Raw genomic sequence first — 15605 nt, forward strand, 5'->3', positions numbered from 1 at the left:
TTCCAAGGAGCCGAACGAGCCGAACCGTTTCGGCTGGATCGTCGAGGTCGACGTCATGGACCCGACGTCGGCGCCGAAGAAGCGAACCGCGCTCGGCCGCACCAAACACGAGGGCGCCGAGTCGATCGTCGCCAAGAACGGCAAGGTCGTCTTCTATCTCGGCGACGACGAGCGCTTCGACTACGTCTACAAGTTCGTGACATCAGCAGCGTTCAACCCGAATGATCGCGCCGCCAACATGAACCTGCTCGACAGCGGCACGCTTCATGTCGCCAAGTTCAACGAGGACGGCACCATGCAGTGGCTGCCGCTGGTCTTCGGCCAGGGTCCGCTGACGGCGGAAAACGGTTTCACCAGCCAGGCTGACGTGCTGATCGAATGTCGTCGCGCCGGTGACGCGCTCGGCGCCACCAAGATGGACCGCCCGGAAGACGTCCAGCCGAACAGCGTCAACGGCAAGGTCTATGTCATGCTGACCAACAACACCCGCCGCAAGGCCGACCAGGTGGATGCCGCAAATCCGCGCGCGGAAAACGCCTTCGGCCACATCATCGAGATCTCTGAAAACGACGGCGATTTCACTGCCACATCGGGCAAGTGGGAAGTGCTCCTGAAGTGCGGCGATCCCTCGGTTGCGGCCGTCGGTGCGACCTTCTCCACCGAAACGACCAAGAACGGCTGGTTCGGCATGCCCGACAACTGCGCCGTCGATGCTGCCGGCCGCCTCTGGGTTTCGACCGACGGCAACAACAACAAGGCCACCGGCCGCACCGACGGTCTGTGGGCCGTCGATACGGAAGGGGCGGCGCGCGCCACTTCGAAGCTGTTCTTCCGCGTGCCGGTCGGCGCCGAAATGTGCGGCCCGCTTTTCACGCCGGACGACGAGACCGCCTTCGTCGCCGTGCAGCATCCCGCCGATGGCGGCGAGGACTGGCCGGGCCATGGCCGCCCGTCCTATTACGAGGACCTTTCGACCCGCTGGCCGGACTTCAAGCCCGACATGCCAGTGCGGCCTGCGGTCGTCGCCATCACCAAGGTTGGCGGTGGCAAGATTGCCGTCTGACGGTTGAACACGGAGGCTGCCACCTCGCTGTAAATGCCCTCTGGCGGCCGTGGATGAGCCCATCTTCCGGCCGCCTGTCGCCGCGCCCGTATGTGCGTTATGTAGCTCTCATTTTGAGCACGGGCGTGGCCGTCGTATCGGTGGGAAACTCAAGGTCATCCCGACCCATTGAGAAGTAGCCTGCTATGGATGCAGGGTTTCTTGAAGCACGGTTTGGATTTCAGATAGCAGCCGCAAAAATTGACGGGGCAAAGCGAGACATAGACCTCCGTCAACTGCAGAGAAATCCGCCTCTACGAATAAGATCATGATCTCAACCGGGAATGGACGCTCAGCCCGGAAAGCAAGCAGCCTCTACCGATGCGCCATCACCGTGATCCACCGTGTCGGCTCACCGTCATAACCGCCGCCGTCGTTTTCCTCGATGGTGATGTCACGCCAGCCGCCTTTTGTCAGAAGCGCCAACAGTCCGTCGGCAGAGGGATAGTTGTAATAGCGGCCGAAGCCGTCATGGCCCTCCGCTTCCCCTGCCTTGAAGGTCGCGTGAATGATGCCGCCCGTCCTCAGCGCGCGCCGGATGCGGGCGAAGACGTCGGGCAGCTCAGATCTTGGAACATGGAGAAGGCTTGCATGCGCCCAGACGCCGTCGAAGGCGCTGTCGGCGTCGAGCTCCTGGAACAGCATGACCCTCACCGGCCTGCCGATCAGCGCCTCCGCTTGTCTTGCAAGCTCGGTCGAGCCATCCGTCGGCGTCACGTCGAAACCGTGCGCTAGCATGTAGGCGCTGTCCTGCCCGCCGCCGCAGCCGAGCTCGAGGATTGCCGCACCCGGCGCAAGCCCGGCGAGGAAGCCATCGAGCTGCTTCGGCAGGCTGCGCACCCGCTTGGCGTATGTCTCGGCATTTTCCTCATAGAAGGCGGAGGTGCGGTCAAGAGGCATGCTGTTCGGCCGATCGCGGGCGTCGGTTGGATTGGAGATGTCTTTCAGGAAGCCGGTCGGCGTCGATGATGTCAATGACGACAATCCCTTCCGACGTCACCCGGTAGAAGGCGACGTGGCGCATGTGGAGGAGGCGGCGAAGGCCAGCGCCGAGTTCGTCGCACTCTTCTCCCATGGAGGGAGCATGCGAAAGAAGCACGAAAATCCTGTCCCAGTCGAGAAGATAGGCGTCTGCCTGCGCCTCGCCGAAATTGAGGCAAGCATATTCGTCGATGCCCGATAGCACGGAGTACGCGGTTCGGGTCAGCCTATAGGTGGTTGTCACGCAGCTTTGCCTTCGTTTCCGACAGGATGTCGGGAATGCGTCGCTCGCTCGGGCCGCTTTCCTCAGCCTGTCTCAGAATGTTGCGCAGTTCTTCGTCGTCAAGCTTATGATGGAGCTGATCCTTCAGAACAAGCTCCGCCAGGAATGCGTCGGCACTGCTGTATCTACCGCTTGCGACACGGTTTTCGACGTATTCCGCCAGATTATCCGGAAGCGAGATCGTCATTTTCGCCATTGGATTCGGTGCCGCCTGCACATGCCGGTTATCAGCCATTCCAGATGCCAGATTATCATTTCCCAGTTTGTGATAGAAGCGTTGTGCCGCGCCGTCGAGGGCTTGGGTCACATGCGGATCAGTCTTTTTTATCGATATAGATGACGCGTTCGAGACCCTTGAAATGGGCGTCGCAGGTCAGGATATCGGCATCGTGGCACTCCGCGGTGGCGAGTTTATGAATTGCCGCGGCGAGGGCGGAATAGATCGTCAGCCCGACGGCTTTTCTGGGCGAGGCGGAGGCGGTGTCCACCAAGCCGGTGTGACGCCGCCATTCGCGTGAAGCGTCGGGAGTTCAGGCCGGAATAAGGCGCGTCCAGCCGCGCTCATCGTTGGTTACGCCTTTCTGCAGACTGACGAGTTGCTGGCGCAGTTCGCTGGTCAACTTACCGGTCTGTCCGTCTCCGACCAGAAACTCGCCGCCGGCATGTCGAACCAGGCCGATGCCCGCCAGGACCGCGGCAGTGCCGCAAGCGAAGGCTTCGACGAGCTTGCCGCTGGTTGCGTCCTGCCGCCATTCTTCGAAGGAGTACGGACGCTGCTCGACGCGCAAGCCCTTTTCTTCGGCGAGCACGATCACCGAGGCCCGGGTGATACCCGGCAGGATCGTGCCGCCAAGAGGCGGGGTGACCACCGATCCGTCATTCATGACGAAGAAGACGTTCATGCCGCCGAGTTCCTCGACCCAGCGATGCTCGGCTGCATCAAGGAAGACGACCTGATCGCAATCCTTCTTCGCGGCTTCCGCTTGCGCCACGAGGCTGGCTGCGTAGTTTCCGCCGCATTTTGCAGCACCGGTGCCACCGGCGGCAGCACGGGTGTATTCGGTCTCGACCCATAGGGAGACCGCCTTCGCTCCGCCTTTGAAGTAGGCGCCGACCGGAGAGGCGATGATGCAGAAGACATACTCCTGAGCCGGACGAACGCCGAGAAACGCCTCGTTGGCGAACATGAAGGGGCGAAGGTAAAGACTGGCGTCGCCGGATGGAATCCAGGCCTTGTCAACGCGGACCAGTTCTTCGACCGCCTTCAAGAAGAGTTCTTCGGGCACAGGAGGCATCGCCATGCGGGTCGCCGACTGCGCGAAGCGGCGGGCGTTTTCTTCGGGCCGAAAGAGCAGAATCCGGCCATCGTCTGCCTTGTAGGCTTTCATGCCTTCGAAAATTTCCTGAGCATAGTGCAGCACGGCGCTCGCAGGATCGAGCTCCAGAGGACGCCTCGGCGTAACCTTGGCATCGTGCCAACCCTTGTCGGCAGTCCATCGTGCCAGGACCATATGATCCGTGAAGACCTTGCCGAAGCCGGGCGTCTCCAGTGCCTGGATGCGATCGGCGTCCGAGACGGGAGACTTGTGCAGTTCGATTTTGATTTCAGGAGAGGTCGTCGTAGCGGTCATTGCTGGCACCTTGGTAGTACATTGAATAGTGGCGGCGACACTACCGCCGCCGGGCTGGTCTTGGAAAGGCCTGAATCAGCCGGTTTCGGCATCGATCAGAGGAATCATCGCTTTCTTGTCACCATGACAAGAAAATAGGTCAGTATTATTGACATAATTCCGGCGGCATGGTTTGTCGGCGGTATAGAAAATATGAGGAAACTCCATGCTGAACTGGGACACCATGATTGCGTCGCGCTCGTCGCGCATGCGCGCATCCGAGATCCGCGAGCTCTTGAAGCTTCTCGACCGGCCGGACATCATCTCATTTGCCGGCGGCATTCCGGATCCGGCGCTCTTTCCCGATCAGGAATTCAAGCAGGCCTATGCCGATATCTTCGACGGCGCCGCCGTCAACGCGGCGCTGCAATATTCGGTCAGCGAAGGCTACAAGCCGCTGCGCGAATGGCTGGTCGGGCAGATGGCGGCTCTCGCCATCCCCTGCGAACTCGACAACGTTTTCATCGTGTCCGGTTCGCAGCAGGGCCTCGATTATCTCGGCAAACTCTTCCTGTCGCCTGATGACACCGCACTCGTGACATGGCCGACCTATCTCGGCGCGCTGCAGGCCTTCAATGCCTATGAACCGGTCTACGACCAGCTGACGCCGAACGGCAACCGGACGCCCGAGTCCTACCGTGCGTCCGCTTCCGCTGCCGGCGGCAAGGTAAAGTTCGCCTATCTCTCCACTGACTTCTCCAATCCGACCGGCGAGACCGTCGATCTTGACGGCCGCAAGAAGGTCCTGGCGCTGGCGGAAGATCTCGACATCGCCGTCATCGAGGATGCGGCCTACCAGTCGCTGCGTTACGACGGCGATCCGATCCCGCCGATCCTGGCGCTGGAGATAGCCGAGAAGGGCCATATCAACGATACGCGCACGATCTATTGCGGCAGCTTCTCGAAGACGCTGGCGCCCGGCCTTCGCGTCGGCTTCATCGTCGCCAATGCGCCCGTCATCCGCAAGCTGGTGCTGATGAAGCAGGCGGCCGACCTGCATTCTTCGACGATCAACCAGATGGCGATATCAGATGTCGCCGAGCGCGGCTTCGATGCGCAGGTCGCCAAGATCAAGGGCGCCTATAGCCAACGCCGCGACTGCATGCTGACCGCACTTGAGAAATACATGCCGGAAGGCACCAGCTGGACGAAGCCGGAGGGCGGCATGTTCATCTGGATCACGCTGCCGGAGGGCATGGACGGCGCCAAGTTGCTGGCGAAATCGCTCGAAACCGCCAAGGTCGCCTTCGTGCCCGGCAAGGCGTTCTTCGCCGATGGTTCCGGCGCCAACACCTTCCGCCTCAGCTTCTCCTGCGCCAACGAGCAGATGATCGAGGACGGCATAGGCCGCCTGAGCGCGCTGATCTCGGCCGAGATCGGTAGCTGAGCGTGAGAGGTTGAGGAGAGGGCGTGCCGTGCGGCCCTTCATCCGACCCTTCAGGCCACCTTCTCCCCGCTGGGGAGAAGAAGAAGCAAGCCGTAAGCTCTCGCTTCCATGACGAACGCTTTCGAGGAGGCGAGGCGTCGCCACAAATCTCTTCTCCCCAGCGGGGAGAAGGTGGCGGCAGCCGGTTGAGGGGTGAGCGGCAGAGCCGCGAATGCACGGAGCGCAAGCGAAGGGCAACATGTGGGATATGCCATGCAGCTCCCTGGACTTCCCGTTTTGCAAAACAGCAGGCAGGGCGCCGATCAGAAGATCGTCGTCCAGCCTTCGTTCGCCGTCTCGCTCTTGCCGTAACCGACCCGATCGGCGACGGCGCCGTCGGCGTTGCGCAGGATGATGTCGCCGCCCCGGTTGGCAAGCTGCGGGCCGCCGGCTGCGGCATCGAGCGCTATGGTGCGCAGCTCGCCTGCGCTAAGCGATCCCGACAGCGTCTGGGTTCTGCCGTTTTCGTCCTCCAGCTTCCAGCCTTCGAGCGATGCCTCCATGTCGGAGCGGTTGATGATCGTCACCGTTTCGGCCTCGGTGCCGCCTTCGCCGTTGACCGGGTTGATCAGCGCGGCGACGATGCGCAGCGACGAGGCGACGATCGGCTGCGGCCGGCGTGTGCCTTCGCCGCGGCCCTGGCCGCCGCGGTTCTCCGAAACGGGATGGCCGGTCGCCGCATCGGTGTTCCAGTTCTGGGACTGGAAGCAGAGGAAGATCGCCGCCCATTCGTCGGTATCGTTGAAATGGACGAGCAGCGCGCCGTCCTGGTTCGGCCCATTGGTGGCCTTGAAGCTGCCGCCGTCGCCCTGGTTCATGTGGATGTCGTGGATGCCGTTGCCAGGCTCGAAATCGAAATATTGGTCGGGCTTGTTATGCTCGGGGCCCCAGGCCTCGCCGAAGGCATAGAAATGGATGTCGGGATCGGCAATGCCTTCCTCGACGATCGGTTCGATGAATTCCCTGAGATCGTTCTTCGGGCCGGAAAGCTGGAAGGGCGCGACATTCATGTCCTCGCGCTCGATCAGCCCGCCGCGGACGTAGTCGATCGCAAGCTCCGGACGGTCCTTGCGGATGTCGGTCAGGCCCATCGGCAGGGCTTCGAGCGCGTCCGTCAGTGCCGGATGCTTGAAATCGACGATATTGGCGTAGAGGAGGTCGTGCGGTGACATCTTCGAGCGGACGTTCAGCGCGATGCGGTAGCTGACGCCGTCCGCCTCGATGCGGATCTCGATATGGGGATCGTTGTCGTCATCAAGGGCGAGTGCGCTCGCCGTACCCTTCAGGACCTTGTAGTTCTTCAGCATGGAAACCCTCGCTGCGGTGGCGGGATCTCATGGTAGCACGGTGAAAGTGCATCTTTTGTGACGCATATCTTTCACCGTGCAAGGGAGGAGCGCCGACGCTATTGCTGAAGATGCGGTCCGAAAAGCTCGAGATCGGCTTCACCAAGCCTGTCGCTCACCGTGTTCAGCTGGTGCCAGTAGGGATAGATCACCGGCGGCAGGCTGACCGCGTCGAGGCGCTTGCGCTCCTCGTCCGTGAGCTTCAGCTCGGCGGCTGCGATGTTGTCGCGGAACTGGGCTTCGGTGCGGCCGCCGATGATGACCGACGTCACCGCCTTGCGGCCGATCAGCCAGGCGAGCGCCACCTGTGCGGCGGAAACGCCGCGTTCCTCACCGATCGCGACCAGCGTCTCGACGATATTCCAGAGGCGGTTCTCGTCGCGGATCGGCGGTTCGGTCCAGCCGGCGAACTGGCGCGTACCTTCGGGCGCTGCCTGGTTGCGGCGATGCTTGCCGGAGAGCAGGCCGCCGGCGAGCGGGCTCCAGACCAGCACGCCGAGGCCCTGGTCGATCGAGATTGGCAGCAGCTCGTATTCGGCGTCGCGGGCTTCCAGCGTATAGTGGATTTGCTGGCTCACGAAGCGCTGGTACCTGTGCTCGTTGGCGATGCCGAGCGCCTTCATGATGTGCCAGCCGGAATAATTCGAGCAGCCGACATAACGCACCTTGCCCTGTCTGATCAGGGTGTCGAGCGCTTCCATCGTCTCTTCGAGCGGCGTCTGGCCGTCCCATTCATGCACTTGGTACAGGTCGATGACATCGGTCTTCAGGCGCTTGAGGCTCGCCTCGCATTCGCGGATCAGGTGGTAGCGCGACAGACCCTGGTCGTTCGGGCCGTCGCCCATGCTGAAGCGGGCCTTGGTGGCGAGCAACACGCCTTGCGGCCGCTTACCGCAGAGCACGTCACCGATGATGTTTTCGCATTCGCCTGATGAATAGGCGTTGGCGGTGTCGATCAGGTTGATGCCGGCATCGATGCACATATCGATCATCTTTTTCGCCTCGGAGGTGCCGAGATCGCCGACCATCTTCGCCCAACCGACGCCGCCGAAGGTCATCGTGCCCATGGTCAATGTGGAAATCTTCAGGCCGGAACGGCCAAGCAAACGATATTCCATTGGAACTCCTCCTTTAAACGAGACTGACGTACTTCAACGCTCCGAGATGGCAATGGCGGCGTGTTCGCGAGGCTTAGGTAAAGATTCCTGAGCGCCGGCATCTTCCGGTCATGTGGCGGCTATGGCCGATCACGAGCCGGGCGGCAGATCGTACAATATGTCATCGGCTTGTCGACGGAAATCGTCTTGGCGCAGTCGACGCGCCGGAGGCCGCATCAGCTCTCGTGCTTGTCCTTGTTGTGAATATTGTCGCGAAGCGAAGCAATCGTGTCCCGAATCTTGTTGACAGTCTCGGCGTCGAGACCGACGGCCTTGCCGATGCAGTCGAACACATGAGTGGCACGGCTCTTGAGAGCCAGTCCCTTCTTCGTCAGGCGCAAGAGCACCTGGCGCTCATCAGCGGGATTTCGGTTGCGTGTGACGAGCCCAACATTTTCCAGCCGCTTCAGCAGCGGCGTGAGGGTGCTGGAGTCGAGAAAAAGCGTCCCGCCGAGATCCTTCACCGTGCGTTCGTCGCGCGCCCACAAAGCCGTCATGACAAGGAATTGCGGATAGGTGAGTTCCAGCTCGTCGAGCAGGGGACGGTAAAGCTGGTTAAAGACGTGGCTTGCCGAATAGATCGAAAAGCAAAGCATTTCATCGATCTTGGGCACGTCAGCGAGATCATTTGATCTGGTTTCTTTCATCACGCTCTCCTTTGATCTCAATATAATTTGTGCGCGATCTATTTGCAAGCTATTGACTCGGCAAGTGAGGCGGCCTAATTAGATAGCGTACAAAGAAATCGCTCACAAAGTATACGCCAAACACGGAAAGCTGCAGAGGTTTGCTGCGTCAACGGATGCGCAAGCACATGAATCCCTTGTGGCTCCCGATTCGGTTCCTTTGAAACTCAACCGACGAAAGGAAATGACCAATGTTCAAGTTTGCTGCTGCCGTCGCCCTGGCAGGCGCTCTTCTTTCCGGTGCTGCTGTTGCCCAGCCGGCCAAGCCGACCGTTGTCCTCGTCCATGGCGCCTTTGCCGATTCATCCAGTTGGAACGGCGTCGTTGAAATCCTGCGCAAGGATGGCTTTTCTGTCGTGGCAGCGGCCAATCCGCTGCGTAGCGTTGCGAATGACGCTGCCTATGTCTCCGACGTGGTCGGCAGCATCGCCGGCCCCGTGGTCCTCGTCGGCCATTCCTATGGCGGCCAGGTCATTTCGACCGCGGCCAACGGCCACGACAACGTCAAGTCGCTGGTCTATGTCGCGGCCTTCGCCCCTGATGCAGGGGAATCGGTTGCCGATCTTGCCGGCAAGTTTCCGGGCGGCACGCTGAGCGGAGCGCTGGCGGCCCCGGTAAAGCTCAGCACCGGCGGTGTCGATCTCTATATCGACCAGGCGAAGTTCCATGATCAGTTCGCCAGCGACGTGCCGGCCGAGCAGGCGGCCCTGATGGCGGCTGCCCAACGTCCAGTCACCGAGGACGCCCTGACCGACAAATCCGGCGAACCCGCCTGGAAGAAGCTGCCGTCGTGGTTTGTCTACGGCACCGGCGACAAGAACATCCCGGCCGCAGCCCTAGGCTTCATGGCCGAGCGGGCAGGCTCCAAGCGGACCGTGGTGGTCGATGGCGCCTCCCACGTCGTGATGGTGTCGCATCCCGAGAAGGTGGCTGAACTGATCGAAGAAGCTGCAAAGTAGTATTCGATCCGAGGGGCCACGGCGTGTGAGCGCCGTGGTCGGCCGCTGCGGAGGTTTTGTCCGCGCATGGCGAGGTCACGACCGGTCGATGGGAAAGCTGTGGCGCGGGGCGTGGACCAACCGCGGCGCCCTGTCACATCTCTGTCAACGACCCCTAATAAGGGAGGGGTATCGAAATCGAGGACCCCTCCCATGAAAACGATCGTCTCCGCCGCAGCACTTGTCGCCGCGAGCCTCTTTGCCATTCCGGCTTCGGCCGCAAACCTGGTTCTCTACACCAGCCAGCCGAACGAAGACGCGCAGGCGACGGTCGATGGCTTCATGGCCGCCAATCCCGATATCAAGGTCGACTGGGTACGCGACGGCACGCCGAAGATCATGGCGAAACTCCAGGCCGAGATCCAGGCCGGCAACCCGGTCGCCGACATTCTCCTCATTGCCGACATGGTGACGCTGGAGCGCCTCAAGGAAGACGGCAAGCTCTTGGCCTACAAGTCGCCGGAAGCCGCAGGGTACGACGCCGCCCTTTATGACGCCGACGGCTATTACTACTCCACCAAGCTGATCACCACCGGCATCATGTACAATACCTCGGCCGCGATGAAACCTGCGAGCTGGAAGGACCTGACGAAGCCGGAAGCCAAGGGCCTCGTCACCATGCCGAGCCCGCTTGCCTCGGGTGCGGCCCTCATCCACGCCCAGACGCTTGCGGCCGTTCCGGGACTCGGCTGGGACTTCTACAAGTCGCTTGCGGAAAACGGCGCGATTGCAGCCGGTGGCAACGGCGCCGTGCTGAAGTCGGTCGCCTCGGGCGAAAAGGCCTATGGCATGGTCGTTGACTACATGCCGATCCGCGAGAAGGCCAAGGGCGCGCCCGTCGAGTTCGTATTCCCGAGCGAAGGCGTTTCGGCCGTCACCGAGCCTGTCGGCATCCTCGCCAGCACCAAAAATGCCGATGCCGCCAGGAAATTCGTCGATTACGTGCTCTCCGAAACGGGCCAGGAAGGCTTCCTGAAGCTCGGCTACATCCCGGCCCGTAACGGCATGAAGCTGCCGGAAGGCTTTCCGGCGCGCGACACCATCAAGGTCCTGCCGATCAAGGCGGCCGAAGCATTGAAGAATACCGACCAGGATCTCAAGACCTTCTCGGGCATCTACGGCTCGAACTGATCCTTTCATGTACGGATACATCAAAACCGGAAACAGCCAGCCCGCCTGGCTGTTTCCTTTTGTCGTCATCATCGTCCTGATCCTCAGCGTGCTGCCGCTCGCCCGCCTCGCCTTGGTCGGAATGGCGGCCTTCGCCGATGGCGGCGTGATTGATGTTTTGAGCGAGGCGTCGCTGTGGTCGGCGACCTATTACACCGTCGTCACCGCCATCCTGGGCACGATCATCTCGCTCGTCATCGGCTGCCTCTTTGCCTTCCTGCTGACGCTGACCGATATCCGCGCCAAGGGGCTGCTCAGCTTCTTCTTCGTGCTGCCGATGATGATTCCGCCGCAAGTGACGGCGCTTGCCTGGGTGCAGATGTCCGGCCCCTCCAGCCCGTTGCTGAAGGCGCTGCACATCGCCCCGCCACTCGGTTCGCCGCAGCCGCTCTATTCGGTGGGTGGCATCGCGCTGCTCTATGGCGTGCAGCATGCGCCGCTGGTCTATCTGGCGCTCCGAGCCGGGCTGATGACGCTGCCGCGCGATGGCGTCGAAGCCGCACGGCTTTCCGGCGCTTCCAGCTTGCAGGTGTTCCGCGATATCATCTTGCCGCTGTCGCTGCCCGGCATCATTGCGGGTGCGGCGATCTCCTTCGTCTCCTGCACCGGCAATTTCGGCATTCCCGCCATTCTCGGCATTCCGGCCTCGATTTTCACGCTGCCGACGTTGATCTTCACCAAGTTCTCCGCCTTCACCAGCCGCACCTTCGGTGATGTCGCCGTGCTCTCGGCGATCATCGCCATCATCTCGGTCGTCGGGCTGATAATACAGGACCGGGCGTTGCGCGGCCGCGACTACCGCGTCATCGGCTTATCTGGAGCGAGTGCGGCCTTCGAGCTCGGCGCCTGGCGCCTTGCTTTCACACCGCTCGTCTGGGCGATCCTGTTCTTCATGCTGGCAGCACCCTTCTTCGCGCTGGTCGCCGGCGCGCTGGTGCCGGCCTATGGCGTGCCGCTCACCTTCAAGACCATGTCGCTGCATGCCTTTGAGGAGATCCTGTTCCGGCAGGCGGTGACGCGCACGGCCTTTATCAATTCGCTGTCGCTCGCCGGAGCCACAGCGCTTGGTCTCCTCGTGGTGACGGTGCTTGCGGCCTACGCGCTGACGCGGCGCAGGGATGCGGCTTCCCGCATTGTCTCCAGTCTGATCGAGATACCCTATTCGCTGCCCGGCATCGTCATGGCGGTCTGCTTCATCCTGGTGTTCGCAGCACCGATCCCGATCCTCCACCTGTCGCTCTATGGCACGATATGGATCATCCTGATCGCCTATTTCTCCTCGTTCTTCGCCGTCAGCCTAAAACCAGTGGTCAGCGCCTTCCACCAGCTCGATCCGGCTCTGGAAGAGGCGGCGCGGCTTTCCGGCGCCGGCTTCTTCCGCCGGCTTGCCGATATCATCGTGCCGCTGATTGCGCCGGCCGCCGGCGCCTCCGTTATTCTTGTCTTTCTGATTGCCTGCAACGAGCTGACGATCTCGGCGCTGCTCTGGTCGGCGGGCACCCAGACGCTCGGTGTCGCCATCTACAATCTCGACGACAGCGGCAGTTCCGATCTCGCCTCGGCGCTTTCGGTGCTCGTCGTCCTCATGGTCGTCGTGCTCATGCTGCTGCTCGAACTTCTGGCGAAACGCCTGCCGAAAGGAGTGGTCCCATGGCGAGGTTGATCCTCAACCAGCTCGGCAAGGATTTCGGTACCGGGCGCGCTGCCGTCAGCGGCTTTTCGCTCGATGTGCGCGAGGGCGGCTTCCTGGCGTTGCTCGGGCCTTCCGGTTGCGGCAAGACGACAGTGCTGCGGATGATCGCCGGTTTCGAGACGCCGAGCGACGGCTCGATCCATCTCGGCGAGAGATTGCTTGCCGATGCCGCACAGTCGCTGCCGCCGGAAAAGCGCAACATGGCGATGGTGTTTCAGTCCTACGCGCTGTGGCCGCATATGAGTGTTGCCGACAATGTCGGCTATCCTCTCAAAGTGCGCGGCATCTCGGGCGAAGCCTACCAGGCGAAGGTGCGCGATGCGCTCGGCACCGTCAGGCTCGCCGACTACGCCGAACGGCGCCCGGCCGAGCTTTCCGGCGGCCAGCGACAGCGCGTGGCGCTTGCCCGCTGCCTGGTGACATCGCCTGACGTCGTGCTGCTTGACGAGCCGCTTGCCAATCTCGACCGGCACCTGAAACAGGAGATGGAGGAGACTTTTCGCGAGTTCCACCAGCGCTCGGGCGCGACGATGATCTACGTCACCCACGACCAGAGCGAGGCGATGGCACTCGCGACCGACGTCGCCGTCATGTCGGAAGGGCGGCTGCTGCAGGTGGCGGCGCCCGCCGAGATCTACGCGCGGCCTGAAGGGCGCATCGTCGGCGGCTTGATCGGGCGCGGCGCGATCCTGACACTGTCGGTAATGGGCGGCGAACGCCAGCTGGAATGGGATGAACTGCAGGATGCGCTCCAGGCCACCAATATCGATGGCACCGATATCCTCGTGCGGCCGGAGGATGTGATCATCGGCGGCGAGGGGGCTCCGGCAACCGTCGAATCCGCGCTTTTCGAGGGCGAGCGTTATGCTGCGAAACTGACGCTCGGCAACGGCCAGACGCTGCGCGCCTTCAGCCGCGTCCCTGTCGTGCCCGGTGAAGTCGTACACATCGTCATCCGCGCCGGGTGGCGGCTTTGAGAGGTCTAAAGCATGTCGCGCAAAAGTGGCCGCGGCTGCGGGAAAATGTCAGCGGCCTAAGTCACAGGCAATCACGTCCGAGGCTTCGAAAGCCACGGCCATTCGCACTTTTCTTGCGGCATCCATCTTTTCCTCCTGCTTCTACTGGTTAAGGTACTGCCCGCAACCGGACTCATTCCATGTCGTTTCGCCTCGCCACCTTCAATGTCGAAAACCTGCTTACTCGTTTCGATTTCACCGGCTTCCGCAACCAGCTGCGCCAAGACCGCGTCATCAAGCTTTTCGAAGTGTCGAGCGAGGGCGTCTACCAGCAGCTCGAGCAGGCGCGGGTAGTCGCCGCGACCGACGACACAAGGCAGATGACGGCGCTGGCTATCGCCGATGCGGATGCCGATATCCTCTGCCTGCAGGAAATCGACAACATGGCCGCCCTTCAGGCCTTCGAATACGGCTACCTCTTCCGCATGGTTGGAAACGGCTACCGGCAGAAATTCCTGGTCGAGGGCAATGACGGCCGCGGCATCGATGTTGCCGTCGTCATGCGCGAGGAAACGCGCGACGGCCAGAAGATCGAGCTGCGGGATATCAGAAGCCATGCGATGACGACCTATCGCGATCTCGATCTCTTCAATGAGGAGCTGATGCTCACCAACCGCATCGACGACAAGATCTTCAAGCGCGACTGCCTGGAGCTTGACCTTCTGATCGGCGGCCGGCCGTTTTCGCTCTACGTCGTGCATTTCAAGTCGATGGGCAATCCGCGCGACGGGCTGGACGGGCGGCAATCGACCATGCCGATCCGCCGCGCCGAGGCGCGCGCCGTGCGCCGCATCATCGAGGATCGCTTCAGTGCGGAGCAAGCCGGTACGAAGAGCTTCGCCATCTGCGGAGACATGAACGATTATCAGGAGCGTGTCGATGTCATCGGCCGCCGGGGCACCGGCTATCGCTTCGAATATCAGAACGAGACCGAAAGCGCGCTCGACGTTTTCAGTCGCGACGGCTTTGCCGAAAATGTCGTGCGCCGCCGCGACCCCCTCGACCGCTGGACGCTTTATCACGCGCGCGGGCCACAGGAGCAGTGGCTTTGCCAACTCGACTATCTCTGGCTTTCGCCAGCACTTGCCGCCCATAATGCCGGCCGCCTGCCCGAAATCATCCGCAGCGGCCAGCCCTACCGCACCGTCTTCCCGCCGGGGCAGGAGGTGGAGCGTTATCCGCGCACCGGCTGGGACAGGCCGAAGGCGTCCGATCACTGCCCCGTCGTCATGACACTGGATCTCCCATGAATGCAAATTTGAACGCGAATTTCACCAACATCAATTTTTCCGATGATTTCGCCGGCTGGCCGCCGGAGGCGACGATCTTTCCGATTGCCGGCGTGGATCTGCGCATTCTGCCCGGTCCCCATCCCCTCGTCGCCGCCGAAGAAGCGGCGATCCGGGAGAATTGGGTCAGGGAGACCGCTGCCAATCCGGCGCTGTTCGACGGGCGCATGGTGTTCCAGCGGTTGGTATCGCTCGGTGAAGACGGGATTGCCGGCGAGGGCCACGTCATTCCCTTTTCCGCTTTCATGTGGTGGCGCCGGCAGCCGCAGCGCCAGGGCGGCATTCACATCTTCGCCTATCCGGTGCTCGAGACCTCCGACGGCGCACTGGTGGCGATCCGCATGGGCGCCCATACCGCCAATCCCGGCCAGGTCTATTTCGCCGCCGGCTCGCTGGAGCCGGAGGATATCGTCGAGGGGCGCTGCGACATCGAGACGAACATGCGCCGCGAAGTCCACGAGGAGACCGGGCTCGATCTTGCCGAATCCGTCGCGGGTGAGGGGCTGTTCGCCACCCATAACAAGCGCACGGTGACGCTGCTGCGGCTATTCCGCTTCGACATGACGGCGGACGAGATGATCGAGCGGATCGAGCGGCATATGCTCGTCGCCGAGGATCAGGAGATCGCGGGTGCGGTGGCGATCCGCTCGGCCGATCCCTCCGCCCATGCCTATAACATCGCCATGTTGCCCGTGATCGACTGGTATTTCGGTAAGGCCGAGCGGAGTTGATGTATGCCGCCCAAAGCCATGTAGCGTTTCGGGATAACGACACGCATCACGTAAAGA

16 protein-coding genes are annotated in these 15605 nt (G+C 62.0%); 8 read left to right on the plus strand and 8 right to left on the minus strand.

Going from position 1 to position 15605, the window contains the following annotated elements:
* Nucleotides 1–1063 (plus strand): PhoX family protein (locus RWK44_RS26540; protein ID WP_316029614.1); only part of this gene is annotated, 1063 nt, incomplete at its 5' end.
* Nucleotides 1064–1417: 354 nt separating this feature from the next.
* Here RWK44_RS26540 and RWK44_RS26545 read toward each other — a convergent pair.
* From RWK44_RS26545 to RWK44_RS26565, 5 genes are all read right to left on the minus strand, one after another.
* A complete protein-coding gene (locus RWK44_RS26545) occupies nt 1418–2002 on the minus strand; it encodes a class I SAM-dependent methyltransferase (RefSeq protein ID WP_077978712.1) in 585 nt (194 codons plus the stop codon).
* Complete coding sequence (locus tag RWK44_RS26550; RefSeq protein ID WP_011652706.1) at nt 1992–2327, minus strand: type II toxin-antitoxin system RelE/ParE family toxin; 336 nt, start codon at nt 2325–2327, stop codon at nt 1992–1994. Before RWK44_RS26550 ends, RWK44_RS26545 begins: the two co-directional genes overlap by 11 nt.
* Nucleotides 2311–2562, minus strand: a complete 252-nt coding sequence (locus RWK44_RS26555) for a ribbon-helix-helix domain-containing protein (protein WP_026158760.1) — start codon at nt 2560–2562, stop codon at nt 2311–2313. Before RWK44_RS26555 ends, RWK44_RS26550 begins: the two co-directional genes overlap by 17 nt.
* A gap of 118 nt (nt 2563–2680) precedes the next feature.
* Nucleotides 2681–2857, minus strand: a complete 177-nt coding sequence (locus RWK44_RS26560; RefSeq protein ID WP_245503928.1) for a type II toxin-antitoxin system VapC family toxin — start codon at nt 2855–2857, stop codon at nt 2681–2683.
* Between the two features lie 39 nt (nt 2858–2896).
* On the minus strand, nt 2897–3997 hold the full coding sequence (locus RWK44_RS26565) for a branched-chain amino acid aminotransferase (RefSeq protein ID WP_131666352.1): 1101 nt from the start codon (nt 3995–3997) through the stop codon (nt 2897–2899).
* Between the two features lie 205 nt (nt 3998–4202).
* Here RWK44_RS26565 and RWK44_RS26570 point away from each other — a divergent pair, with 205 nt between their 5' ends.
* Nucleotides 4203–5423 carry an aminotransferase-like domain-containing protein gene (locus RWK44_RS26570; protein WP_222012024.1) on the plus strand — a complete coding sequence of 407 codons (1221 nt, stop codon included), beginning with the start codon at nt 4203–4205 and terminating at the stop codon, nt 5421–5423.
* A gap of 302 nt (nt 5424–5725) precedes the next feature.
* Here RWK44_RS26570 and RWK44_RS26575 read toward each other — a convergent pair whose 3' ends face one another.
* The 3 genes from RWK44_RS26575 to RWK44_RS26585 all read right to left on the minus strand — a co-directional run bounded on the left by RWK44_RS26575 (nt 5726) and on the right by RWK44_RS26585 (nt 8612).
* Nucleotides 5726–6769, minus strand: a complete 1044-nt coding sequence (locus RWK44_RS26575; RefSeq protein ID WP_131666350.1) for a DUF2278 family protein — start codon at nt 6767–6769, stop codon at nt 5726–5728.
* 98 nt (nt 6770–6867) lie between these two features.
* Nucleotides 6868–7926: an aldo/keto reductase gene (locus RWK44_RS26580; RefSeq protein ID WP_316029615.1), complete on the minus strand. Its 1059-nt coding sequence runs from the start codon at nt 7924–7926 to the stop codon at nt 6868–6870.
* Nucleotides 7927–8141: 215 nt separating this feature from the next.
* Nucleotides 8142–8612 (minus strand): MarR family winged helix-turn-helix transcriptional regulator, encoded by a 471-nt coding sequence (locus RWK44_RS26585; protein WP_131666348.1) that lies wholly within the window; start codon nt 8610–8612, stop codon nt 8142–8144.
* A gap of 230 nt (nt 8613–8842) precedes the next feature.
* On the opposite strand from RWK44_RS26585, the gene RWK44_RS26590 reads away from it, so the two are divergent.
* The 6 genes from RWK44_RS26590 to RWK44_RS26615 all read left to right on the plus strand — a co-directional run bounded on the left by RWK44_RS26590 (nt 8843) and on the right by RWK44_RS26615 (nt 15548).
* Nucleotides 8843–9610, plus strand: coding sequence for an alpha/beta fold hydrolase (locus tag RWK44_RS26590; protein WP_131666347.1), 768 nt, complete (start codon nt 8843–8845; stop codon nt 9608–9610).
* 192 nt (nt 9611–9802) lie between these two features.
* Nucleotides 9803–10780: an ABC transporter substrate-binding protein gene (locus RWK44_RS26595; RefSeq protein ID WP_020050723.1), complete on the plus strand. Its 978-nt coding sequence runs from the start codon at nt 9803–9805 to the stop codon at nt 10778–10780.
* 7 nt (nt 10781–10787) lie between these two features.
* A complete protein-coding gene (locus RWK44_RS26600; RefSeq protein WP_025395201.1) occupies nt 10788–12482 on the plus strand; it encodes an ABC transporter permease in 1695 nt (564 codons plus the stop codon).
* Nucleotides 12470–13489 (plus strand): ABC transporter ATP-binding protein, encoded by a 1020-nt coding sequence (locus tag RWK44_RS26605; RefSeq protein ID WP_131666345.1) that lies wholly within the window; start codon nt 12470–12472, stop codon nt 13487–13489. Before RWK44_RS26600 ends, RWK44_RS26605 begins: the two co-directional genes overlap by 13 nt.
* Before the next feature lie 179 nt (nt 13490–13668).
* The gene (locus RWK44_RS26610) at nt 13669–14778 is read left to right on the plus strand and encodes an endonuclease/exonuclease/phosphatase family protein (protein WP_131639414.1); all 1110 of its coding nucleotides are present in this window, start codon (nt 13669–13671) and stop codon (nt 14776–14778) included.
* The gene (locus tag RWK44_RS26615; RefSeq protein ID WP_131666344.1) at nt 14775–15548 is read left to right on the plus strand and encodes an NUDIX hydrolase; all 774 of its coding nucleotides are present in this window, start codon (nt 14775–14777) and stop codon (nt 15546–15548) included. The genes RWK44_RS26610 and RWK44_RS26615 overlap by 4 nt, the downstream gene beginning before the upstream one ends.
* The last annotated feature ends 57 nt before the right edge of the window (nt 15549–15605 follow it).

The organism is Rhizobium sp. 25PS6 (assembly GCF_032464655.1).
In the GTDB taxonomy this organism is placed as follows: domain Bacteria; phylum Pseudomonadota; class Alphaproteobacteria; order Rhizobiales; family Rhizobiaceae; genus Rhizobium; species Rhizobium laguerreae.